The sequence below is a fragment of the Methylobacterium ajmalii genome (assembly GCF_016613415.1).
Classification (GTDB): domain Bacteria; phylum Pseudomonadota; class Alphaproteobacteria; order Rhizobiales; family Beijerinckiaceae; genus Methylobacterium; species Methylobacterium ajmalii.
Map to the genome: position 1 here is coordinate 1 of NZ_JACWCT010000181.1, position 22,163 is coordinate 22,163.

The 22,163-nt window shown below is 74.4% G+C and carries 20 protein-coding genes; 6 read left to right on the top strand and 14 right to left on the bottom strand.

The window, feature by feature from the left end; genetic code table 11:
* The 5 genes from addA to HPY23_RS31055 form a co-directional block, all read right to left on the bottom strand.
* Window positions 1-2,939, bottom strand: a 2,939-nt coding sequence (addA, locus tag HPY23_RS31035; RefSeq protein WP_200649728.1) for a double-strand break repair helicase AddA, incomplete at its 3' end; no start/stop codon positions are given.
* Between the two features lie 159 nt (window positions 2,940-3,098).
* The gene (locus tag HPY23_RS31040) at window positions 3,099-3,836 is read right to left on the bottom strand and encodes an SDR family NAD(P)-dependent oxidoreductase (RefSeq protein WP_060849867.1); all 738 of its coding nucleotides are present in this window, start codon (window positions 3,834-3,836) and stop codon (window positions 3,099-3,101) included.
* Complete coding sequence (locus tag HPY23_RS31045; RefSeq protein WP_060849866.1) at window positions 3,833-4,234, bottom strand: thiol-disulfide oxidoreductase DCC family protein; 402 nt, start codon at window positions 4,232-4,234, stop codon at window positions 3,833-3,835. The genes HPY23_RS31040 and HPY23_RS31045 overlap by 4 nt, the downstream gene beginning before the upstream one ends.
* 317 nt (window positions 4,235-4,551) lie before the next feature.
* Window positions 4,552-6,642 (bottom strand): acetate--CoA ligase family protein, encoded by a 2,091-nt coding sequence (locus tag HPY23_RS31050; RefSeq protein WP_091889277.1) that lies wholly within the window; start codon window positions 6,640-6,642, stop codon window positions 4,552-4,554.
* Window positions 6,629-7,867: an ABC transporter substrate-binding protein gene (locus HPY23_RS31055; RefSeq protein WP_082742867.1), complete on the bottom strand. Its 1,239-nt coding sequence runs from the start codon at window positions 7,865-7,867 to the stop codon at window positions 6,629-6,631. Before HPY23_RS31055 ends, HPY23_RS31050 begins: the two co-directional genes overlap by 14 nt.
* A 180-nt stretch (window positions 7,868-8,047) precedes the next feature.
* On the opposite strand from HPY23_RS31055, the gene HPY23_RS31060 reads away from it, so the two are divergent.
* Window positions 8,048-8,314, top strand: a complete 267-nt coding sequence (locus HPY23_RS31060; RefSeq protein WP_091889275.1) for a hypothetical protein — start codon at window positions 8,048-8,050, stop codon at window positions 8,312-8,314.
* On the opposite strand, the gene cynS is transcribed toward HPY23_RS31060, so the two are convergent.
* Window positions 8,301-8,789, bottom strand: coding sequence for a cyanase (gene cynS, locus HPY23_RS31065; RefSeq protein ID WP_060849863.1), 489 nt, complete (start codon window positions 8,787-8,789; stop codon window positions 8,301-8,303). The genes HPY23_RS31060 and cynS overlap by 14 nt on opposite strands.
* Window positions 8,790-9,026: 237 nt before the next feature.
* On the opposite strand from cynS, the gene HPY23_RS31070 reads away from it, so the two are divergent.
* On the top strand, window positions 9,027-9,494 hold the full coding sequence (locus tag HPY23_RS31070) for a four-helix bundle copper-binding protein (RefSeq protein WP_060849862.1): 468 nt from the start codon (window positions 9,027-9,029) through the stop codon (window positions 9,492-9,494).
* Window positions 9,495-9,566: 72 nt separating this feature from the next.
* On the opposite strand, the gene HPY23_RS31075 is transcribed toward HPY23_RS31070, so the two are convergent.
* From HPY23_RS31075 to HPY23_RS31100, 6 genes are read right to left on the bottom strand one after another with little or no spacing between them, the layout of a single operon-like run.
* Complete coding sequence (locus HPY23_RS31075) at window positions 9,567-10,244, bottom strand: class I SAM-dependent methyltransferase (RefSeq protein ID WP_091889273.1); 678 nt, start codon at window positions 10,242-10,244, stop codon at window positions 9,567-9,569.
* Window positions 10,241-11,335 (bottom strand): glycosyltransferase, encoded by a 1,095-nt coding sequence (locus tag HPY23_RS31080; protein WP_091889271.1) that lies wholly within the window; start codon window positions 11,333-11,335, stop codon window positions 10,241-10,243. The genes HPY23_RS31075 and HPY23_RS31080 overlap by 4 nt, the downstream gene beginning before the upstream one ends.
* Window positions 11,332-12,258 carry a galactosyltransferase-related protein gene (locus HPY23_RS31085; protein ID WP_060849859.1) on the bottom strand — a complete coding sequence of 309 codons (927 nt, stop codon included), beginning with the start codon at window positions 12,256-12,258 and terminating at the stop codon, window positions 11,332-11,334. The genes HPY23_RS31080 and HPY23_RS31085 overlap by 4 nt, the downstream gene beginning before the upstream one ends.
* Before the next feature lie 39 nt (window positions 12,259-12,297).
* Window positions 12,298-13,446: a glycosyltransferase gene (locus tag HPY23_RS31090; RefSeq protein WP_060849858.1), complete on the bottom strand. Its 1,149-nt coding sequence runs from the start codon at window positions 13,444-13,446 to the stop codon at window positions 12,298-12,300.
* A gap of 13 nt (window positions 13,447-13,459) precedes the next feature.
* Window positions 13,460-14,344, bottom strand: a complete 885-nt coding sequence (locus tag HPY23_RS31095; RefSeq protein ID WP_175540037.1) for a glycosyltransferase family 2 protein — start codon at window positions 14,342-14,344, stop codon at window positions 13,460-13,462.
* The gene (locus HPY23_RS31100) at window positions 14,334-16,406 is read right to left on the bottom strand and encodes an HAD-IIB family hydrolase (protein ID WP_091889269.1); all 2,073 of its coding nucleotides are present in this window, start codon (window positions 16,404-16,406) and stop codon (window positions 14,334-14,336) included. Before HPY23_RS31100 ends, HPY23_RS31095 begins: the two co-directional genes overlap by 11 nt.
* Window positions 16,407-16,487: 81 nt before the next feature.
* On the opposite strand from HPY23_RS31100, the gene HPY23_RS31105 reads away from it, so the two are divergent.
* Both HPY23_RS31105 and HPY23_RS31110 read left to right on the top strand, forming a co-directional pair.
* The gene (locus HPY23_RS31105) at window positions 16,488-17,525 is read left to right on the top strand and encodes a glycosyltransferase family 4 protein (RefSeq protein WP_329618747.1); all 1,038 of its coding nucleotides are present in this window, start codon (window positions 16,488-16,490) and stop codon (window positions 17,523-17,525) included.
* The gene (locus HPY23_RS31110; RefSeq protein ID WP_091889265.1) at window positions 17,525-18,721 is read left to right on the top strand and encodes a glycosyltransferase family 4 protein; all 1,197 of its coding nucleotides are present in this window, start codon (window positions 17,525-17,527) and stop codon (window positions 18,719-18,721) included. The genes HPY23_RS31105 and HPY23_RS31110 overlap by 1 nt, the downstream gene beginning before the upstream one ends.
* On the opposite strand, the gene HPY23_RS31115 is transcribed toward HPY23_RS31110, so the two are convergent.
* Window positions 18,709-19,713: a glycosyltransferase family protein gene (locus HPY23_RS31115; protein ID WP_091889263.1), complete on the bottom strand. Its 1,005-nt coding sequence runs from the start codon at window positions 19,711-19,713 to the stop codon at window positions 18,709-18,711. The two genes, HPY23_RS31110 and HPY23_RS31115, sit on opposite strands and share 13 nt — an antisense overlap.
* Window positions 19,714-19,836: 123 nt before the next feature.
* On the opposite strand from HPY23_RS31115, the gene HPY23_RS31120 reads away from it, so the two are divergent.
* Together HPY23_RS31120 and HPY23_RS31125 are read left to right on the top strand one after the other, a co-directional pair.
* Entirely contained in the window at window positions 19,837-20,472 is a 636-nt protein-coding gene (locus HPY23_RS31120; protein ID WP_091889261.1) for a glycosyltransferase family 29 protein, read from the top strand.
* An 8-nt stretch (window positions 20,473-20,480) separates the two neighbouring features.
* Window positions 20,481-21,149 carry a hypothetical protein gene (locus tag HPY23_RS31125; RefSeq protein ID WP_091889259.1) on the top strand — a complete coding sequence of 223 codons (669 nt, stop codon included), beginning with the start codon at window positions 20,481-20,483 and terminating at the stop codon, window positions 21,147-21,149.
* Window positions 21,150-21,287: 138 nt separating this feature from the next.
* On the opposite strand, the gene ccoP is transcribed toward HPY23_RS31125, so the two are convergent.
* A complete protein-coding gene (ccoP, locus tag HPY23_RS31130; RefSeq protein ID WP_175540036.1) occupies window positions 21,288-22,163 on the bottom strand; it encodes a cytochrome-c oxidase, cbb3-type subunit III in 876 nt (291 codons plus the stop codon).

The window sequence follows — 22,163 nt, forward strand, 5'->3', positions numbered from 1 at the left end:
TCGCTGGAGCGGGCATCCGAGCGGCGCGGCTCGTCGGCGGCCCCGAGGCCGGAGGGGCGAAGCGGCGGCAGCGGCTCGGCTTCGGGCACGACCGCGCGGTGCAGCCAGTCCGGCACCGCTTCGGGCTCCGCGCCCCCCTCGGGCGCGGCCGGGGCCTCCGGCGGAGCGGCGCCCTCGCGCCAGCTCTCGGCCGGGCCGTAGGGCATCTCGGCGATCTCGACGCCGCCGAACTCCGCGACCAGGCCGCGGCGGATCATCTCGCACCAGGCCTCGGCCGGCGTCTCCTTGTCGTTGCCGGAATAGGGCGCGATCACCAGCCGGTCCTTGGCCCGGGTCATCGCGACGTAGAGCAGGCGGTTGTGCTCCTCGCCGGCCTTGGCGTGGAGCGCGTCGCGGGCGGCCGCGATGCCTGAGCTGTCGTAGGCCTTGGCGCTCGACCAGACCGGCACGGTGCTGCCGTCGGCAAGGCGCATCGGGATCAGGGCCGGGTCGCGACCGAGCGCGTCGCAGCCATCGAGCACCAGCACCAGCGGTGCCTCCAGGCCCTTGGCCCCGTGCACCGTCATCACCCGCACCTCGTCGCGGGCGGCGTCGAGGTCGCGCTTGACCGTGTGGCCGCCGGCGTCGCGCCCGCCGCTCGGGGCGTAGCGCGAGAGAAAGCCGGTGAGCGAGGGCGCGTCGGGCCCGGCCTCGGCCTGGGCGGCCGCGGTGAGGAAGACGTCGATCGCGTCGCCCGCCTCGCCGCCGAGGCGCTGGACGAGGAGCGCCCGGCCGCCCAGCGGCCCGAGCAGCTCGGCGTAGAACCCGAACGGCCCGTGCGCCCGGGCGAGCGCCGTCCAGCGATCGAGCGCGGCGACGCCGCGCAGGGCCGCCGGATCGCCGGCCTCGGCGTGGCGTCGCAGCGCCGCGACCAGCGACTCGGCCGGGTCGCGCCCGGCCGCGATGCCGACGAGGTCGTCGTCGGAGAGGCCGACGAGCGGCGTCTTGAGGGCGGTCGCGAGCGTCAGGTCGTCCTGCGGCAGCAGGGCGGCGCGGCCGGCCGACACGAGGTCGAGGACGGCGATGTGGGCGGCGATGTCGAGGCGGTCCTGGCCCGCCACCGGCACGCCCTCGGCCTTGAGCGCCCGGATCACGCCCTCGAAGGCCGCCGAGCGCTTGCGCACCAGGATCAGGACCTCGCCGGGGCGCCAGACCCGGCCGGATTCATCGCCCGAGGTGGTCCAGAGCCGCACCGCCTTCGCGACGCGCCGGGCGGCCACGAGGGCAGGCGCCCCGGCCTCGATCGCGTCGACCGGGTGGGTCCAGGCGTCGGGCTCCTCCTCGGCGCTCGGCCGCTCGACCGGCCACAGCTCGACCTGGCCGGGCGCCCGCACCCGGGCGGTGGAATGCACGGTGCCGACCGCGGTGTCGCCGAAGGACAGGCCGCGATAATGGTCCTGGAGCGCGAAGGTCGCGTCGACCGCCCGCAGCACGCCGATCGCCGAGCGGAACGACAGGGTGAGGCCGACATCCGCGAAGGGCAGGCCCGCCGCTTCCGCGTCGCGCCGCCAGGCCCGCCGGGTGGTCTCGAACTCCTCCGGCGCGGCGCCCTGGAAGCTGTAGATCGACTGCTTGGGGTCGCCGACGGCGAAGCGGGTGCGGGCGAGGCCCTGGCCCGCCTCGCGGGCTCCCTCGCCGGCGCAGAAATCCTCGGTGATCCGGCGCAGGATCTCCCATTGCTGCGGGTTGGTGTCCTGCGCCTCGTCGATCAGGACGTGGTCGACGCCGCGGTCGAGCTTGTACAGCACCCAGGCCGAATCGACCCGCGTCAGCAGGTCGAGGGTCTTGTGGATCAGGTCGTCGAAGTCGAGGGCGCCGAGGCGCGCCTTCTGGGCCTCCATCCGCCGGTGGATCTCGGCGGCGAGCGTGAACAGGGCCTCGGTGCGGGCGAAGGCCCGGGCGGCCTTGAGGCGGTCGCGCAGCCCCGCGAGCCGCGCCTGCTCGGCGAGCAGCGCCTCCTTGGCCTCGGCCGGGACGGACTTGGTGCCGAGCGACGAGGCGGCGTAGGGGTCGCCCTCGCCCTCGTCCTTGAAGAACGCCGCGAGGGTCAGCGTCAGCCGGGCCGGGCCGGTGGCGGAGGCCGCGAGCGCCAGGGCGTCGGCGCGCTTCTCGTCGTTGGCCTTGCCCGTGCGGAGCGCCGCCGCCAGCCCGGCGAGGTCGGGCCCGCCGTCGCGCATCCGGGCCTCGATCGCCGGCAGCGTCTCGTCGGGGCCGAGCCCGAGGGCGTCGCGCAGCGCCGCGAGGCGGGCCGGCACCCCGCCGGGATGGCCGATCAGGCCGCGATTCTGCACCGCCGCGGTCATCGCCCGGCGCAGGGCCTCGCCCGCCGCCTCGGGAGCGACGAGGGCGAGCGCGTCGGCGAGGTGCGGGTGACGCGCATCGACCGCGTCGGCCAGCACGTTGTCGATCGTCCGGTCGATCGCCTCGCGGGTCTGGGCCTCGTCCAGCACCACGAAGCGGGCCGGCACGTTGGCCTCGAACGGCACGAGGTGCAGCAGCCGCTCGCACAGCGCGTGCAGGGTCTCGATCTTGAGCCCGCCCGGCGTCTCGACGGCGCGGGCGAACAGGCGCCGGGCGCGCCGCAGGGTGGCGCCGTCCGGCGCCTCGCCCTCCAGCGCCGTCAGCTCCTCGCGGAGCGCCGCCTCGTCGAGGGTGACCCAGCGCCCGAGGCGCTCGAACACCCGGATCGCCATGTTGGCGGCGGCCGCCTTGGTGAAGGTCAGGCAGAGGATCTTGGCCGGGGCCGCGCCGTGCAGCAGCAGGCGCACCACCCGGTCGGTGAGCACCTTGGTCTTGCCCGCCCCGGCATTGGCCGACACCCAGGCCGAGGCCCGCGGATCGGCGGCGCGCCGCTGCGCCGCCTGCGTCAGCCCGTCGACGACGAAGCCCTCGATACCCATCCCTGCTCCCGCGCGCGGCCAGGCCCCATCCTGCCGCGCTCGCATTCAAGGAGGCGTTGCCTCAAGGGCGAACGGGACGTGCTGCACAGGGATTTCGCGGAGCGTGGCGGCGGAAGCACAGGGATGCCCCCGACCCATCACCCGGGACTCACCGAAAACTCACGGCGGGATCGGCTGCCCGTCCCAGGCGAGGACGCGGCCGGACCCCTCCCGGGTCAGCCCCGCGATCACCCGCAGGAGGTGGGCGGCGCTCTCCTGCGGGGTGAACAGGCCGGGGCCGGGCTCGGGGCGGAACGGCTGCGACAGGCCGGTCTGCACGGTGCCGGGATGCAGGCCGGCGACGATCAGGTCCGGGTGGGTGCGCGCGGTCTCGACCGCGAGGGTGCGCAGCACCTGGTTCAGCGCCGCCTTGGAGGCCCGATAGGAGTACCAGCCACCCAGCCGATTGTCGCCGATCGACCCGACCCGCGCCGAAAGGGCGGCAAAGACGCTGCGGCCCCTGCGGGGCATCAGCGGCACGAAGTGCTTGGCGACGAGGGCGGGGCCCAGGGTGTTGACCGCGAAGACCCGCGCCATCGCGGCCGGATCGAGGGCCCGGATCGCCTTCTCGGGCGCGATGCCGGGCCCGTGCAGGATGCCGCTCGCAACGACGACGAGCCCGACCGGGCCGGCCTCGCCGACGCTCCGGGCCGCGGCGGCGACCGAATCCTCGTCGGTGACGTCGATCGCCAGGGCGCGCACCCCGTCGGGCTGGGGCGCAGGCGTGCGCGAAAGGGCAAAGACCGTGCCGTGGGGCCCTCCCGCCGCGAGCGCCGCCACGAGGGCACCGCCGACCCCGCCGGAGGCGCCGACGACGATCGCCGAGCCCTGCGCACCCTCGGGAGCCGGCGCGCTCATCGGCAGGCCTCGTCGCAATGCGTGTCGCGCAGGCGGCGTGCCAGCCAGGGCCGGACGATCAGCGACAGCCGGTAGGCCGCCTCGGCGAAGGGCAGCAGGGGCCGCCAGCCGAAGAGCCGCAGCTCGACGAGGCGGGCGAGCCAGCGCCAGCCCGGGAAACGCCGCCACAGCCGCGCGAAGGCCGCCGCCCCCGAGACGAGGCGCCCGTCCGCCTCGCGGACGTGGAACCTGGCCCGGGCGGCGGCGAGGTCGAGGTCCGGTCCGAGATCGAGACGGCCCGGGCCCGCCAGATCGACGAAGCGCACCCGCTCGGCCCCGGCCCGACCGCGGTAATGCGCGATCTCCCGGCGGCAGAGCGGGCAGGCCCCATCGTAGTAGACGGTCAGATCGGCCCCCATCGCACCCCTCGCTGCCGGACGCTCCTCCGTCGCGAGATGGACGCGGCGGGCCCGCCGTCACGGTGCGGGGAACGCGCGAAATGGTCGCGCCGGGGGCGCCGGCTGGTGAGCACCGGACTTCGAAGGCCGAGCGCCGCGGTCCGGGCTCGCCGGGGGGCTGGGCGAAGCGGTGATCGCGCGGTGGGTGCACCTCGTGCCCGCATGGCCGCGTCTCGACGACCGGATCGCCTTCGGCGTGGCCGGACGTGCCCCCGGCCCGGGAGGTTCCGGAATAACCTTGCCACCTGTTGAGCGGGGTTCCGGGTGCTGCACCGCCGTCACCCGACCTCGATCACCGCATCCGCCGCGAAGGCCCCCTCGGGTAGGGCGAAGACTGGGTTGAGATCGATCGAGGCCAGCCGCGGCCCCGCCGCGACGGCGAGGACCGAGAGGCGCGACAGCATCCGGGCGAGCGCCGCGATATCGCAGGGTGGCCGGCCGCGGGCGCCGGTGAGGAGCGACGCCGCCCTGATCGAGCGGATCATCGCCTCGGCGACGTCCTCGCCGAACGGGCAGCGCCGGAAGACCACGTCGCGCATCACCTCGACGAAGACGCCGCCGAGGCCGACCATCGCCACCGGGCCGAAGACCGGATCGCGCTGGATGCCCAGGATGCACTCGACCCCACCCTCGACCTGCCGCGCCACCAGCACCCCCTCGATCCGGGCGGACGGCGCGTGGCGGGCGGCGCGTTCGATCAGGGTGGCGTAGCCGCGCCGGACCGCCTCGGCATCGGCCACGTCGAGCAGCACGCCGCCGATCTCGGTCTTGTGCAGGATGTCCGGCGACAGGATCTTCATCACGACCGGAAAGCCGAACGCCTCGGCCGCCGCGACCGCCGCCTCGGCATCGGAGCAGGCGGCCTCGGGCACGACCGCGATGCCCGCCGCTGCGAGCAGGCGCTTGGCCTCGGCCTCGCTCGGGTTCGTCTCCGGCAGCCGGATGGAGGCGCCGACCGCCGGCGGCACCGGCGCGATCTCCGAAAAGCTCGCGCCGAGGCGGCCCATCGCGTCGAGGGCGACCACGGCGCGGGCCGGATCCTCGTAGAGCAGGTAGCCGTCGGCCTCGTATTCGCGGTTGCGCTCCTCCGAGGCGAGGACCGAGAGGGCGTAGAGCCGGTCCGGATGGCGCGCCTTGACGGCGTTGAGCTGGGCGCGGATCGCCGGTGCCATGCTGGGGGCGCCGCCGATCTGGGTGAAGAAGGCCAGGATCGAGGAATAGCCCCCGTCGGCGATCATCGATTCCATGAACCGGCCGATCAGCGACAGGTCGTTGAAGGCCTGCGCGGTGCAGTCGACCGGGTTGAGCGGCGAGGCGATCGGCAGGATCGCCTTGAGGCGGGCTTGCGCCTCCTCGGGCATCGGGGGCATCGGCAGGCCCACGGCCTCGGCGGCGTCCGAGATCAGGACGCCGGCGCCACCCGAGATGGTGATGACGCCGAGGCTGTTCGGCACCGGGTAGATCCGCCGCGTCGCCGCGTAGGCGATGTCGATCAGCTCTTCCGTCGAGCGGGCCCGGATCGCGCCGTGCTCGGCCAGCACCGCGGAGAACACCGCGTCGTTGCCGGCGATCGAGGCGGTGTGCGACTGCGCCGCCGCGCTGCCGACCGCGCTGCGGCCGACCTTCATCATCACCACGGGCTTCTTCGCCCGCCGGGCCTCGGCAAGCGCGTCCGCGAAGGCCGGCCCGTCCTGGACGCCCTCGGCATAGGCCATGATGACGTCGATGTCGTCGTCCCGCGCCATCCAGCCGATCGCGTCGGCGACCGACAGGTCGGCCTCGTTGCCGGTGGTGACCAGCATCGCCGTGCCGATGTGTCGGTTGCGGCAGGCGGCGAAGAGGTGGGTACCGTAGGCGCCCGACTGGCTGGCGATGCCGATCCGTCCCGGCAGCGGCAGGCCGCCCTCCAGGGAGGCGGAGAAGATCGGGTAGAAGCCGGCCGCCGCGTTGAACAGGCCGAGGCAGTTCGGCCCGAGCAGCCGCATCCCGTGCCGCCGCGCCGCCGCGACGAGGGCGTCTTGCGCCGCCACCTCCCCGACCTCGGCGTAGCCCGCCGTGAACAGGATGGCAAAGCGCGTGCCCCGCGCCCCCAGATCCTCGACGGCCTGGAGCGCAGCGGCCCCCGGCACGGCGATCACCGCCACGTCGGGCGCCGACGGCAGGGCCGCGACGGTGGGGAAGCAGGCGAGGCCCTGCACCTCGGCCCGGTTGGGATTCACCGGCAGGATCGCGCCCGGGAAGCCGGCGCGCAGCATGTAGGCGATCGGCCGGCCGCCGATGCGGGTCGGGTCGGCGGAGGCGCCGACGATCGCGACCGCGCCGGGCCGGACCAGAGCGGCGAGATCGGCGGCGGGCTCAGTTCCGGACATACGGGCACCCGCCTTCACCGATCGGCCGGAACGCCTCGTCGCCCGGCACCGTGGCGACGAGCTCGTAGAGGTCCCAGCGGCCCTTCGACTGGGACGGCTTCTTGAAGCGCATCAGGTACATGTCGTGGACCATGCGGCCGTCGATCCGGACCCTGCCGCCCTGCGCGAAGAAGTCGTTCACGGGGGTCTCGCGCATCCTCGCCATCACGGCGGCGGCGTCGGTGGTGCCGGCGGCCTGCACCGCCTTGAGGTAATGGGTGAGGGCCGAGGTCACGCCGGCCTGGTAGGCGGTCGGCATCGCCTTGCGCAGGGCGAAGAAGCGCTCGGCATAGGCGCGGGTCTCCGGCGTCCGGTCCCAGTAGAAGCTGTCGGTGAACAGCGCGCCCTGCACCACATCGAGGCCGAGGGAGGCGACATCGGTCAGGGTCACCTGCAAGGCCGCGACGGTCCTGTCGGACTGGGTCAGTCCGAATTCGTGCGCCTGCTTGACCGCGTTGGCGAAGTCACCACCCGCATTGGCGAGCGCGATCACCCTGGCGGGCGATCCCTGGGCCTGGAGCAGGAAGGACGAGAAGTCGGGATTGTTGAACGGGTGGCGGACCTTGCCGAGGACCTGCCCGCCCGCCGTCTCGATCGCCCGGGCCGCGTCGCGCTCCAGCGCGTGGCCGAAGGCGTAATCGGCGGTGAGGAAGTACCAGGATTTCTCGCCCCGGGCGACCAGCGTCTTCGCCGTGGCGTTCGACGAGGCGTAGGTGTCGTAGGTCCAGTGCACGCCGGTCGGCGAGCACGACTTGCCGGTGAGGTCGGACGAGCCGGCGCCGGAGATCAGGAAGATCTTGCCGCGCTCCCGCGTCACCGCCTGGACCGCGAGCGCGACCGCGGAATTCACGCCCTCCGCCACCACGTCGACGCCCTTCGTGTCGATCCAGTTGCGCACGATGGTCGAGGCGATGTCGGGCTTGTTCTGGTGATCGGCCGAGATGATCTCGATCCGCCTGCCCAGAACCGTCGGGCCGAAATCCTCGACCGCGAGCCGCGCGGCGGCGACCGAACCCTCGCCGGTGCCCTCGCTGTACTGGCCGCTCATGTCGGTGATGATGCCGATCCTGAGCACGTCGCCGTCGGCGCGGGCCGTCACCGGCGCGAGGAGCGCGGTCGCGGCGCAGAGCGTCCGCACCATCGCTCCGGCGCGACGCGCCCCCGGAGCCCGTCGGGTGCGTGCCATCCCGGTCCTCCCACGATGTCCGGCCTTGTCCCGGGCCGCGCGCGGATCGGGCGTTTCCATTCCGTCCGCTGAGCGCTGTTCTGGACCGTAAACGACGGACGCGGCAAGGGGGCGCCGGGATGGACCGAGACCGCGGCCGCCCGGGGCTACGCCCTCGATCTCAGCCACCTCATCCGCGGCGTGACCACCGTCGCCGCCGCCCTGTGCGACGGCACCGGGCGCCCACGCCTCGTGGTGGCGGCCCACCCGTTCCAGGCCCAGCTCACGGAGGAGCGGCTCCAGGCGCTCGGCCTCGCCCTGCGCGGGCTGGTCCGCTCCGCGCAGCCGGCGATGCTCGGGGTGACGACGGCGCCGGAGCCGCGGCGACGGTGCGGAGGGGCGGTGAGACCGTCCGTGACGGCCGGCGCCCGCCGGGCGCCGGCCGCTTCCCGCCTCAGCTCTCCTTGAAGCCGTATTCGGGCACGCCCTCCTCGTTGCCGTAGTACTTGTAGGGCAGGAACTTGCCCGACAGGTTCATCTTGACCCTGTCGCCCTTGTTGTTGGGCTCGCGCTCCATCGTCATGTTGAAGTCGATCGCCGACATGATGCCGTCGCCGAACTCCTCCTGGATCAGCTCCTTCCAGGTAGTGCCGTAGACCATGACGAGCTCGTAGAAGCGGTAGATCAGCGGGTCGGTCGGGGGCATCGAGGGAATCGAACCGCGATACGGCGCCTCGTTCAGCATCCGCTCCTCGGCCTGGGTCAGGCCGAACAGGGCGGCGGCCTTGGCGGCCTGAGCCTTGGGCAGCTTCATCTGGCCCATGCAGGCGGCGGTGATCAGGATCGGCGAGATGCCGCCGATCTCGTCCTGGATGTGCTTCCAGGTCCAGCCCTTCTCGCGCTTGATGTCGAGCAGCTTCTCGGTGAGGTCTTCGCGCTTCATGAGTCTCTCCCTCGGCGAGTGTCGCAGAGCCTTGAGGGCGAGTGGCGTGCGCCCCCTCCTCGGCGTGCCGCCCTGGAGGCAAGCCCCGCGCCACGCGGTGCCCGGGGTCCGTGTGCCGGGGCCGGCGCGCCGTGCGGCGACGGGCGGCGGACGAGACCGGTCGCCGCCGCGATGCCGCGCGTGTAGGAGGGCGCGAGGGCGTGCCCCTGGGGCAGGGACCGAGAAGGACGGACCGACATGGAACGACGGCAATTCATCGCGGCGGGCGCGCTGGCGAGCCTCGCGGGCGGCGTGGCGACGAGGGCCGCGGCGGCCGATCACGCGCACGACCACGATCACGGGTCGGCGCCGGCCGGGGCACCGCACGACCATCCGGCGCGGTTCGCCGCCCTCGCCGCGTCGAGCGCCGAATGCGTCGCCACCGGCAACGACTGCCTGCGGCATTGCTTCGCCATGCTGGCGATGAACGACGCCCGCATGGCGGCCTGCACGCGGTCGACCTACGACCTCGTCCATGCCTGCGCGGCGCTTCAGACGCTGGCCGCCGTCGACTCGCCCCGCACCCCGGCGATGGCCCGGGCCGTGGCCGAGGTCTGCACCGCCTGCGAGGCGGAATGCGCCAAGTTCCCCGACATCGCCGAGTGCCGCGCCTGCCGCGACTCCTGCCGCCGGTGCGCGGCCGAGTGCCGGAAGATCGCCGCCTGAGGCGGGGCGGGCACCCCGGCGGAGGCGCGCCATGCCTCGCCGCCGGGGTGCCGGCGGGACGATCCGCCGGGATCACGCGGCGTCGAGCGGCTTCACGAACTTGGCCTTGCCCCGCAGCGACCACGGCCCCGCCAGCCCGTGCTCGGCGCAGAAGGCGTCGACCGCCCGGGCGACGCCGGGAAATTTCCCGCCCTGGCTGTCGTAATCGTCGGCGATGAACAGGCCGCCGGGGCGCAGGACCGGCCACCACGCCCGCAGGTCGGCCGCCACCGAGGATTCCTCGTGGCCGGCATCGAGGTGGATCACGTCGGCCGACAGCCCGCGCAGGCGCATCAGCTCGGCGGCGTTCACCGAATCGAGCGGGAGCGGCACCACCCGCTCGGCCATGCCCTCGTGCAGGACGTTGGCCAGGAAGGTGCGGTAGAGGCTCGGATAGCCGTGCTCGGGGCTCAGCTCCGCGAACAAGGCCGGGTCGGCCCAGTGGTCGACGGCACCGAGCCAGGTATCGACCGCGATCACCGTGCCGGACACGGCGTGCTCGGCCATCGTCCTCGCGAGGTAGAGCACGCTCGCCCCCTTCCAGGCGCCGATCTCGACGACGGTGCCGGGCCGCCACTCGCGTACCGCCTCCTCCAGGTAGGGGTGGATGCTGCGCCAGCCCTGGAGGTCGAGGGCGCGCAGGGCCTCGGGCGGGTTCGCGAAGGGATCGCGGCCGTGCCACAGCGCGTCGATGATGGTCTGGCGGGTCATGGTGCGGCTCGGGATGCGGGGAACGGGGAAGACGCGTCGCCGGCGCGGAGTGCCGCGTAGAGCGCCTCGCAACGGTCGAGCCAGCGCTCGCGGGTGAACAGGCGCAGCACCCGCTCGCGCGGGATCTCTCGCGGGATGGCGAGCGCCGCCGGGATCGCCCCGGCCAGCGCCGAGGCGTCCTCGGACGCGACCAGGCACCCGCCCTCGCCGACGACCTCCCGGGCCGCGCCGCGGGCAAAGCCCGCCACGGGCAGGCCGCAGGCCATTGCCTCGATCGCCGCGAGCCCGAACGGCTCGTCCCAGCACGGGGTGAACAGGAACAAAGAGGCGCGGGCCAATTCGGCGGCGAGTGCCGATCCGGCGAGATGGCCGCCGTAGCGGATCGACCCTCCGAGGAGCGGGCGGATCGCCGTCTCCCAGTAATCCGGCTCCTCGATCGGGCCGAACAGGGTCAGGGGCAGGCCGGCGCTCCTCGCCGCCGCGATCGCGTGGTGGGCGCCCTTCACGGGCGTCAGGCGCCCGCTCCACGCGGCGCTGCCGTCCCCCTCCGCGCCGAAGGGCCAGGCGGCGGGATCGACGCCGTTGGGCAGGACGGACGCCTCGGGCGGGGCGCCGTCCGGCCACCAGGCGGCGAGGTGGGCGGCCGAGGTCGCGGTGAGGCGGTGATGCGGCGACGGGCTGTCGTGCACGAACCAGCGGAGCGCGTCGTAGGGCGGCGCGTGCAGGGAGGTGAGCGTCGGGACGGTGTCCGTGCGCCGCCGTTCCAGCGGCAGCCGGCTGAGCGAGTTGTTGTGCACCACGTCGAAGCCGCCGGCGCCGATCCGGTCGAGCGCCGCCGCGTAGGCGGCGTCGACATGGGCGCGCAACCCGGCATCGCCCCGGTGCTCGAGGCCCGGGAAGCTCTTCTCGTGGTGGACCGGGCTCACCGGGTCGAGGGAAAAGCGCGGGTCGCTGTCGCCGGTGGCGAAAAGCACCACGTCGTGGCCCCGCGCGGTCAGCCCCTCGGCGAGGTGCCAGCAATAGGCTTCGAGCCCGCCCGCGAAGGGCGGCGCGATCGGGTGGCGCAGATGGGCGAGGAGCGCGATCCTCACGCAGGCACCGCGTCCTGTACCGGCTCCTCCCGGGCCTCGATGGCGCGGATGACGGAAGCGGAATTGGTGTAGGGCTGGTGGCCCTGCTGGCCGGTGAGCGCGAGGTCGCCGGCATCCGGGCGGCGCAGGATGCGGATCGGCCGGTCGGGGGTGTCGTCGATGAGCCCCATCACCCGGAAGGCGTGGAGCCAGTGCCCCATGGTGCGGTAGCCCCACTTGGCCTCGAACAACTCGGCGTTGCGCACCACGCTGTCGAGATGATGGACCGGCGGCATGTGGTGGGGGTGGTACTGGTGATAGGCGAGCCCGCCCTTCATCCAGGCGATCGGCAGGCCGCGCTGGTCGAGGGCCTTGCCGAAATCGGTGTCCTCGCCGCCATAGCCGGTATAGCGCTCGTCGAAGCCGCCGGTGGCCAGGAAGGTGGCGCGGCGGATCGCGAAGTTGAGCGACCAGAAGCAGCGGTAGTCGCGGCAGATCTCGAGTCCCGAGGCCGGGGGCCCGCGGCGGTCGGAGTGCTTTTCCGCGACTCCGGCCAGGCCCTCGTAGGTCCAGGCGCCGAGGGTTGCGGCCTCGGGCAGGTGCATGACCTCGCCCATCAGCAGGCCGTCGAGGGTGGCGAGCCCCTGCGCGTAGTCGGCGACGAGGTCGGGCGCGGGGATGCAGTCGACGTCGAGGAAGACCACGGCGTCGCCGGTGGCGGCCGCGACGCCGCGGTTGCGCGCGGCGGCGAGCGGCAGCGCCTCGCCCGGCACCCGGATCTGGCGCACGGGCACCGACGACGCGGGCAGGTCGTAGAGGTCGTCCTGCATCACCGCGACGATGAACTCGACGGGGGCTTGCGTCTGGCGCTCCAGGCCGCGCAGGACGTTGGCGAGATGCGCCGGCCGGCCCTTGGCCAGGGTCACGACGGAAACGGTGGACATGCGGGCTCCGGGCTCCGGCAAGGGGGGATCGGACGGGTTTTAGCCGGCCGCGACGACGCGCAGCGGGGCGGCGGCCTGCTGGGGCTCGGCGGCGCCCTGCCAGAGGTCGTCGGTCAGCCCCTCGAGCCAGCCGGCGGCGCGGGCGGCGGCGTCCGGCGCGTAGAGGCTCCGCAGCGCCGTCCCGTCGAGGGCGCGGGCCCGGGCGAGGAGGTCGCGCCAGCCCTGGAGGTCGCCGGGCCAGACAGGCGCCTGGACGGCGGCGCCGAGGCGCACCAGGGCTTCCGCCTTGCGGGTCTGTTCGCCGAAATAGCGCCATTCCGGCATCACGATCAGGCGGCCGCCGACGCGGGCGACCTCGTGCACCGTGTTGTCGCCGGCCGAGGCCACCACGATGTCGGCCGCCGCCAGGTAGTCGGTGACGGACGGCACCCAGCCGAGCTCGCGCAGGTTCGAGAAATCGGTCTCGTGGCCCTCGCGGTGGGTCGGCCCGAGGGTCAGCCACAGGGCGTCGGGGGCGGCACGCGCCGCGACCGTGAGGGGCGCGTAGGGCGTGCCGCTGCCCCCGCCGCCGGTCACCGCCACGACGATCTCGCGGTCGGGATCGAGGCCGAGCCTAGCCCGCGCCTCGGCCCGGTCCGGCACCCGGTCGACGCTGGTGCACAGCCCGCCGCTGTAGAACGTCTTGGCGCGCAAGTGCGCCGGGTAGTCGTCCTGCTCCATCCGGGGATCGAACGGCGCCAGCATCCCGACGCAGGCCTCGTAGGACCCGACATGGCCGATATCCTGGCGATCGCCGTGCATCCGGATCTGCACCGCCGGCACGCTGGCGATGCGCGACAAAAGTGCGATCTCGGCCGAGACGTCGACGACGAACAGGCCGATCCCGCGCTCGTCGAGGTGGTCGAGGATCTGGCGCATCGTCCGGCGCATCTCGGCCAGGCCGAGGGGCACGCAATGCATCACCTGCGGCGTCGGCTCGGCGTAGAGGCGCGGGGTCGGCACCGCGGCGCCGATCATGTTCGGCAGGGCGACGATCTCGATGTCGCGAGCGAAGCCGTCGAACAGGTGGGGCCCCGCGGTCAGCACCGAGACCGGGCGGTCGCGGGCGAACTCGGCCGCCACCGCCATCGTGCGGTTGGCGTGCCCCCGTCCCTGGTGGTGGACGAAGAATGCGATCGGCTTCTTCATGGTCTCTCGGTCGTCAGGAGAACAGGGCGTCGGGCCGCGAGGCGGCGGCGATCTCGGATTCGGTCGGCGGGCGCAGCAGGCGGATCGACTCCGCCGCCTCGTCCCAGGCGATCAGCCCGGCGTCGCGGAACTGGCCGAGCCAGTAGGTCATGCACCAGCGCCCGTGCCGGGCCCGGAAGCGGGCCGCGTTGGCGAGGATCGGCGCGAAGTGCTGCAGCGGCGGGACGTGGACCGGGTGGTGCTGGTGATAGGCCCGCGCGCCCCCGACCCAGAAGGTCGGCAGGCCGCTGAGCGACAGGCGCGCCGCGAGGTCGGTCTCCTCGCCGCCATAGCCCGCATACGTCTCGTCCATGCCGCCGACCGCGTGCCAGGCCCGCGCCGGCAGGGCGAAGGACAGGCCCCAGAGCTGGCCGGAATCGGGCTCGGGGCGGATCCCCGCCGCCGGCACCGGGGGCCGGGCCGGGTGGACGCGGCCGAGCCGGTCGAGGGTCGCGTCGTCGGGCGCGGCGGAGGCGGCCGGCAGGCCGCCGGGCGGCAGGTACAGGACCTCGCCGAGGAACAGCCCGTCGGCCCGCGCCGCCGCCGCCGCATAGGCGGCGACGAGGCCGCGGCTCGGGATGCAGTCGACGTCGAGGAAGACCAGGAGGTCGCCGCAGGCCGCCTCCGCCGCCCGGTTGCGGGCGGCGGCGAGCGGCATCGGCTCGCCCGGGACGTGCAGGTGGCTGACCGGGCAGCCGAGATCGGGCAGGTCCGGCTCGGCCTCGGGCTGCATCCAGGCGATGACGAGCTCGCGCGGAGGGGCCGTCTGGCGGGCGAGCCCGCGCATCAGGTAGCGCAGCCGGTCGGCCCGGCCGCGCACCAGGGTGAGCACGCTCACCGCGCCGGGTTCAGCCGGCATGGGCTTCGAGGACCTGGGACGCGAGAACCCGGCGGAAATGGCCCACGCCCTCGATGATGCCGCGGGCATGCGAGGCGCGGGCGACGTAGGAATGCTGGAGGGCCGCGTGGCCGGCGAGGTCGTCGGAATAGTTCGCCACGATGATCGCTTGCGCGCGGGCGCGCAGCATCTCGACGTCGTTGCCCGAATCCCCGGCGACGAACACCGCCCGCTCGGGCAGGCGGTAGAGCGCGCGGACGTGATCGACCGCGGTACCCTTCGAGGCCCGCTCCGGCAGGACGTCGAGGTAGCGGCCGTGGCTGTGGATCACGCTCGCGCGCAACCCCGCCCGGGCGAGCCGGGCGCGGACCCGGGCCACCGCCGCGGCGTCGCCGAAATAGCTCAGCTTGAACGCGCGCTGCTCCAGCGGGCCTTGCGGGGCGAGCCCGTCGAGGCCGTCGAGCGCGGCCCGCATCGCCTCCCGCTTCCAGCCGGCCGCGACGGTCTCGCGCCAGGCCGCGTCGGCCGTGTAGGTCACGCCGTTCGCATCGAGATGGTAGATCTCGGAGCCGACCGAGGTGATCATCACCTGCGGGCGCGGGCTGTCCTGCTGCTCCAGGATCGCCATCGCGCTGTGGAACGAGCGCCCGGTCGCGACCCCGAAGGCGAGCGCGGCCTGCCGGCTGCGCCAGCGGCGGAAGGTGCTCAAGCCGGCCCGGCAGCCGACGAGCGTGTTGTCGATGTCGCTGATCAGGAGCTGGCGCGGCGCCCGCATCGGCGGCACGGGGGCGTGCAGCGCCCGCAGCAGGGCGTGGTAGCGCGCGGCGTGCCGGTCCCAGTCGTAGGCCGCCGCCGCCCGCGCCCCGCCGGCGACGCAAGCCGCGTAGAAGGCCGGATCGTCGAGGATGCGCAGGGCCGCCGCCGCGATGGCGTCGGGCTGGCGCGGATCGACCAGGATCCCGTTGCCGCAGGTCTCGACGATGTCGTTGGGCCCGCCGCTGTCGGTGGCGACGAGGGGCAGGCCGGCGGCGGAGGCCTCGAGCAGCGTCAGCCCGAACGGCTCGTTCAGCGCCGGGTTGACGAACAGGCCGCCGCGCACGCGGGCATGGGCGTAGAGCGCCGGCACGTCCTCGGGCCGGTGGGTCTTGGGATAGGCGATCCGGCCGTAGAGATCGTAGCGGTCGATCAGCACCAGGAGGTCGCGCATCGTCGCGGCCATGTCGCCGTCGAGCGCGTCGATGTCCTGGCGGGTGCCCGCGACCAGGACGAGGTTCGCCCGCGCCTGCAATTCCGCGCTCTCGCCGTAGGCCCGCACCAGGGCCGCGAGGTTCTTGCGCGCCACCGGGCGGGCGAGCGCCAGCAGCACCGGTTTCCCGGGCTCGTGCAGGAAGCGCGCGAGCGTGGCGTCAACCCGCGGGTCGGGCCGGCTGTCGGCGAAGCGGGCGAGGTCGCTGCCCGGCGGCAGCACCCGGATCCGGCCGGGATCGTAGGCGTCGTAGCCGGCGTACTGCACCTCCGCCTCGTCGCGCGAGGAGGCGACGACGAGGCTCGCGCGGGCGAGCGCCCGCTCCTCGGTGGCGATCCGGCGGGCGAGGTCGGGACGGTTCTCGGCCCCCTCCCCCAGCGTCGCCGCCTTGACCCGCCCGAGGGAATGGGCGGTGAACACGAACGGGATGCCGAGGCGCTCCTCGACGATCGCCGCCACCGCGGCGGCATCGGCGTAATGGGCGTGGAGAAGGTCGGGCGCGCGCGCCTGCGCGCCGATCCAGGCGATCAGGTTCTCGGCGAGGCTTGCCACCTCCGCGTGCATCTCCTCCTTGGTCCGGTAACCCGGGGACGCGCTCGCCAGCCGCACGAGCGCGACCTTGTCGCCGAGGCGCTCTTCGGGCACGGCGTAGTCCGGTCCGGGCGGACCGTCGAAACGCCGCGTCGCCACCACGATCCGGTCGATCCCGGGATCCTGGGCCGAGGCGGCGACGAGATCGAGCAGGTAGCGGATATGGCCGCCGGTATCGGCGGTGAGCCCGTAGACGACATCCCGACCGCGCAGGCAGCCCTGCAGGGCGACGTGCAGAACGAACATCACGCCGCTGCCGCAGCAGAGGCGCCGCAAAGACAGGACGGTTCGCGTGAGGTATCTTTCGTGATCGAAGCCACCCAAAGCATCCGTGTCGCCCAAGTCGCTCCGAACATCTTTCCCATCCCCCCGGAGCATCACGGCGGCACGGAACGGGTCATCCACGACCTCAGCACGGCGCTGCGAAGCTTGGGGGTGGAGGTAACGCTGTTCGCCCCGTCGGACAGTGCGACACACTTACCCCGTATCGGTAATTATCCGAGCCTCGCGGCCCTGGAGCGGCGCCACGGCACGGTCGCGCCCGGGGTGCCGGCGGCGCTCGACGCGCTGCAGCTCGAGGCCCTGCGCCAGCACCTCGACGCCTTCGACATCGTCCATTGCCACGGCGAGTTCGCCCATGCGGCGCTGCTCGGCGAGCGCCGTCGCCACAGCCTGACGACGATCCACTGGCGGGTCGACGAGCTCGACCGTGCGTTGTTCTTCCAGGGATTTCCGGATCTGCCGGTCGCGGGTATCTCGGCCGCGCAAGCCGCCGGCATCCCGGCGGCGAACCGCGCCGGGGTGGTCCATCACGGCATCGACCGCGACCGCTACGCCGCCTCCCCGGCGCCGGGCCGCCACCTCGCCTTCGTCGGCCGTCTGACCGACCAGAAGCGGCCCGACACCGCGATCCGGGTCGCCCGGGCCGCCGGCCTGCCGATCCGGCTCGGCGGCACGATCGACGTCGGCAATCCGGGCTATTTCGACCGGGAGGTGCGGCCGCTGCTCGGCGAGGACGCGGTCTATCTCGGGCCGGTGGACGACGCGGGCAAGGGCGCGCTCCTGCGCGAGGCGATCGCGCTCCTCTTCCCGATCGACTGGCCGGAGCCGTTCGGCCTCGTGATGATCGAGGCGATGGCCTGCGGCACGCCGGTGATTGCCTGGAACCGCGGCTCGGTGCCGGAGATCGTCGAGGACGGGGTGACGGGCTTCGTCGTCTCCTCCGAGGAGGAAGCCGTCGGGGCGCTCGCCCGGATCGGCACCCTCGACCGGGCGGGGGTGCGCCGCCGCTTCGAGGAGCGGTTCACCGCCGAGCGCATGGCGCGCGACTACCTCGCCCTCTACCGGCGCCTTCTCGGTCGCTGATGCGCACCGCCCTCCTGACCTGGGACTACCCGCCGGCCCCGAGCGGCCTCTCGACCGCCGCCCGGGAGATCGCCGAGAGCCTGGCCGAAGCCGGCGCCGACGTGACGGTGTTCACCCTCGACCGCGCCGGCACCGCGCGGGCCGGCGGCGTCCGGATCGTCGGCCTCGCCCTGAAGCCGGGGGGGGCCCTGGCGCGGCTGCGCCGCTGTGGCTCGCTCGGCCATCTCGCGGCGCCCCTCGCCTTTCGCCGCGCGGTGCTGGCCGCCCATCGCGAGGCCCCCTTCGACGTCGTCGAGGCGACGAACTGGTACGCCCCGGCCGTGCTGCTCGCCGGGCGCCGCGACCTGCCGCTGGTCACCCGCTCCTCGACGCCGGCCGCCTTCACGCGCGGCCCCGCACCCAACCTGCGCGACCGCCTGGACGGGGCGAGCGCCGACGCGCTCGAACGGCGCCAGGCGCGGGGCAGCGCCGGCCTCATCGCCAACACTGCCGCGCACGCCGCGGTGATCGACCAGGCCTACCGGCTCTCGGGCGGCCAACCGGCCGCGGTGATCGGGCTGAGCCTACCGCCGGAGATCGTGGCGGGCGCCCGGGACGCCGCTTATCCCGAGACGCAAGGTCCGGTGCGGCTGCTCTTCGTCGGCCGGGCGGAGGCGCGCAAGGGCTTCGACGCGCTCATGGCCGCGCTGGCGATCCTCGCCGACGAGCAGGAGCGGGGCGCCCTGCCGCCGTTCCGGCTCGACCTCGTCGGGGTGCCGCCGGAGGATCTGCCCGCCGACCTCGCCGCCCCGGCCCGCGCCCGGGTCGAGGCCCGCGGCCGGATCGACGCGGCAGGGCTCGACGACGCCTACCGGCACGCCCACGTCGTCCTCGCGCCCTCGCGCTACGAGAGCTTCGGCCTCGTCTACCAGGAGGCGTTGGCGTATGGCCGCCCGGTGGTGGCCTGCGCGCAGGATGCCAGCGCCCGCGCCTTCGTGGGCACGCCCGGGGCGGGGCCGCTCGCCGCGGAGGCGACCGGTCCGGCACTCGCCGACGCCCTGCGGCCGCTCCTGCGCGATCCGGCCCTGCGCCTCGCCTACCGCGCCCGCGCGCTGGCGGCGGCCGGGCGGTTCGACCGGGCGCGCCTGGGGCGCGAGACGCTCGACCTGTACCGCAGGGCGGTCGCGGCGGCGCGGAGCCGGCCTCACGCCCGGTAGGGCCGCAGCAGCGCCTCCTCCTCCTCGAGCCGCCCGCGCCCGGGATCGAGGCTCTCGTAGGCCCGCGAGCGCGCCCGGACACGGGCGAGGCTCAAGCCGTGATCGATCGCCCCGGTGAGGGCGATGAGGCTGCGGGACCAGCCCCCGTCGAGGACCGGTCGCTCGTGGACGCGGCCGGCATAGCGGGTCGAGGCCCGGTTCAGCCGGTACTGCACGTCCGGGTAGACGTCCGAGAGGATCCCGTCGACCCGGTTGCGCCGGGGCAGCCCGACCGAGACGACGTCTCCGTCCTCGGCCAGCGCGGCGAGCGCGGGCAGCACCCGGCCGAGGGCGGGATCGATCGTTTCGTCGGCGTCGAGCTGCAGCATCCAGGGGTGGCGCGCCAGGTCCTGGAGGGCGTTGCGCTGGGCGGCAAAATCGCCCGAGAGCGGCCGGGTCGCGACCCGCACGGCGCCGTCGGCGAATCCCGGGGCCGCGACCGGGCGGGGCGGCGAGGCCGCGGCGTCGAGGAGCAGGACGACGTCGTCGGTCCAGGCGGCGTGGGGTGCAAGACCGGCCAGCACCGCGTCGCGCTCGGCCACCCGGCAGATCAGCCCGAGGGAGACGGGGCGTCCCGGTCCGGCGGCGAGGTCGTACAGGACGGCCTCGGCGGCGCGCACCGCGTGGGGCTGCAGCAGGGCGGCCCGGTCGTCGGGACCGCGCGGGCGCAGGCCGCGGGCGAGCCGGGTCGCGGCGCTGCGCAGGGTGTAGATATCGAGGCCGTAGGCGGCGTCTTGATCGGGAACGAAGACCTCCTCGCCGAGGCGCCGGGCGAGGTCGTCCCGGCAGCGGTCCGGGTCCGCGTCCGGCGCCGTCAGCACGCCGCAGGAGCCGCAGGCGATCGGAAAGGCGCGCTCGCGGCCACCCGGATAGGCGAGGCGGCGCGCGCTCGGCGCCAGCATGGCGGCGGCGCAGAGGAAGCAGCGTCGGTCAGGTCCGCTCTCGGCGGTCATCGCGGAGACTCCGGGACGGTCGGGGCTGGTCGCCCCGGGCCGGGCGCCATACTTCCCCGTCCTATCCGCGAAAGCGTGACCGCACGACGGCGCACTTCGCCACCCCGGAACCGTCACCGCCCCATGCCCGCCCCCGATCCCCTCCGCGCCGCGTGGCCGGGTCCGTCCCTGCACGGCGCGGTCGTGGTGGTGGGCAACGCGCCGGGTGTCGACGCCGCCGCGGCGATCGACGCGGGCGCGAGCGTCGTGCGCTTCAACAACGCCGCGGGCTTCGGCGAGCGGGCGGGCTCGCACGTCACCCATCTCGTCCTCGTCAACCGCGGAGGGCAGATGCGCGAGTGGCTGGACGATCCGGGGTTCTGCGACCGCCCGGTCGTGCGCCGGGCCCAAGCCTTCGTCCTGCCCTTCCCGATGCTGCCCGAGGCCCATAACCGTCCCGAGCCGATCTGCTTCACCCGCGAGGCGCTGGCGATGCTGCGTCCCCTCGGCAAGCCGGTCCACATCCTGCCCGAGGAGCTGCACGAGACGGCGCGGGCCGGCCTCGCGCCGCTCGCGGGCGAGCGGCCGAACCCGAGCACCGGCTTCCTGACCGTGCTCGCCCTCCTCGCCGGGCGCCCCGCCGCGGCGGCCCCGGTCGAGGCGCACGGCTTCGGCTTCGCCGGCTGGCCCGGCCACCCTTGGGCGGCCGAGCGGGCCTGGTGCAGCCGCGCCGCCGCGGCGGGCCGATTGCGCCTGCACCCTCCCCCGACCGACGCGTGAGACCCTCGATGGCGACCCTGATCACCGTCCTCAAGAGCGGCGGCCGCTACGACGCGGCCTGGGTCGAGCGCCTGGCCCGCGGCGTGCGCCGCCACGCGCCCGGGTTCGCCCGGATCCTCTGCCTCACCGACACCCCGCTCGCCCTCGCCCCCCTCGCGGCGATGGGCGTCGAGCCGGTGCGCCTTCGCCACGACTGGCCGGCCTGGTGGGCGAAGATGGAGGCGTTCCGGCCCGACCTCGCGGTCGAGGGCCCGGTGCTGCTGTGCGACCTCGACACCGTGCTCACCGGGCCGGCCGATGCGCTGGCCGCGCCCGGCCTCGCCGCCATGGAGGATTACTTCCACAAGGGGCGGGTCTCCAGCGCGCTCCTGCGCTGGCAGGGCGACGAGCTCGCCTTCCTTTACGAGACCTTCGCGGCCGAGCCGGAACGCTGGATGACCGCCGGCGCCTGCGGGCCGGTCCCCAACGCGGTCCACGGCGACCAGGTCGTCATCGACCACCTGATGCGCCGCCGGGGCCTGCGGCCGGACTTCCTCCAGCACCGCGACCCGCACCTCCTCGACTTCTACGACCCCCGCCGCGACGCGCACGGACCGGTCGTGATCTTCATCGGCGAGGCCAAGCCCGACACCGCCTCCGGCGCGGTGCACGCGGCGTGGACCGGTGCCGGGGGGTGAGGCCGGGCGCGCAGGCCCGAGGGCGCAGGTCACGCGCGAACTCGAAGGAGACCCGCGCCCGGCCTTTCGGGGCGCCGGAGGAGCCGGCCGGCCCGGACCGGAGAGGCGGTCCAGCCCGGCTTTCTGCGGCTCCTCCCGCTACCGCCCGCCCCCGAGCCCGTGGACGTAGACCGCCAGGGACTTGATCGTCGCGGCGTCGAGCCGCCCCTCCCAGGTCGGCATCACGCCCTTGCGCCCGCCCTGGATCGTCGCGATCACGTCCCCGGGCGAGGCGCCGTAGAGCCAGACCGCGTCGGTCAGGTTCGGGGCGCCCATCTCCGGGTTGCCCCGGCCCTGCTCGCCGTGGCAGGCGGCGCAGTTCCGGGAAAAGAGCGCGGCGCCGTTCTCGAGGCTCAGGGCCGGCGCGAAGGCCCTGCCGGAGAGCGACAGGACGTAGTTCGCCACGGTCTCGATCTCGTCGCGCTTGAGGAGGCCGTCGCGCCCGAAGGCCGGCATCTCGCCCGCGCGGGCATCGGCGTGGCCCGACCGGATGCCGACCCGGATCGTCTCGGCGATCGCCTCCAGGCTGCCGCCCCAGAGCCAGTCGTCGTCCTGGAGGTTCGGGTAGCCGGTCCGGCCGGTCGCCGCGGTGCCGTGGCAGCCGGCGCAATTGTCGCCGAAGGCCGCCTTGCCGGTGGCGAGCGCGAGGGGCAGCAGCGCCGGATCGGCGGCGATCCGCGTCAGATCCGCGGCGGCGAGCGTCGACTGGCCGAGGGCGGCGCGGGCGGTCCTGGTCGCGGCGACGTCGGCCAGCACCGAGGCGCGGGTCGAGTAGCCCAGGAGGCCCCTGGTGTGGTCGGAGACCAGCGGCCAGGCCGGGTAGAGGATCCAGTAGCCAAAGGCCCAGACGATCGTGGCGTAGAGCGAGTACAGCCACCAGCGCGGCAGCGGGTTGTTGAACTCGGCGATGCCGTCCCATTCGTGGCCGGTGGTCTCCGGGCCGGCGGCGGGATTGGAGGACTTCAGGTCGGTCAC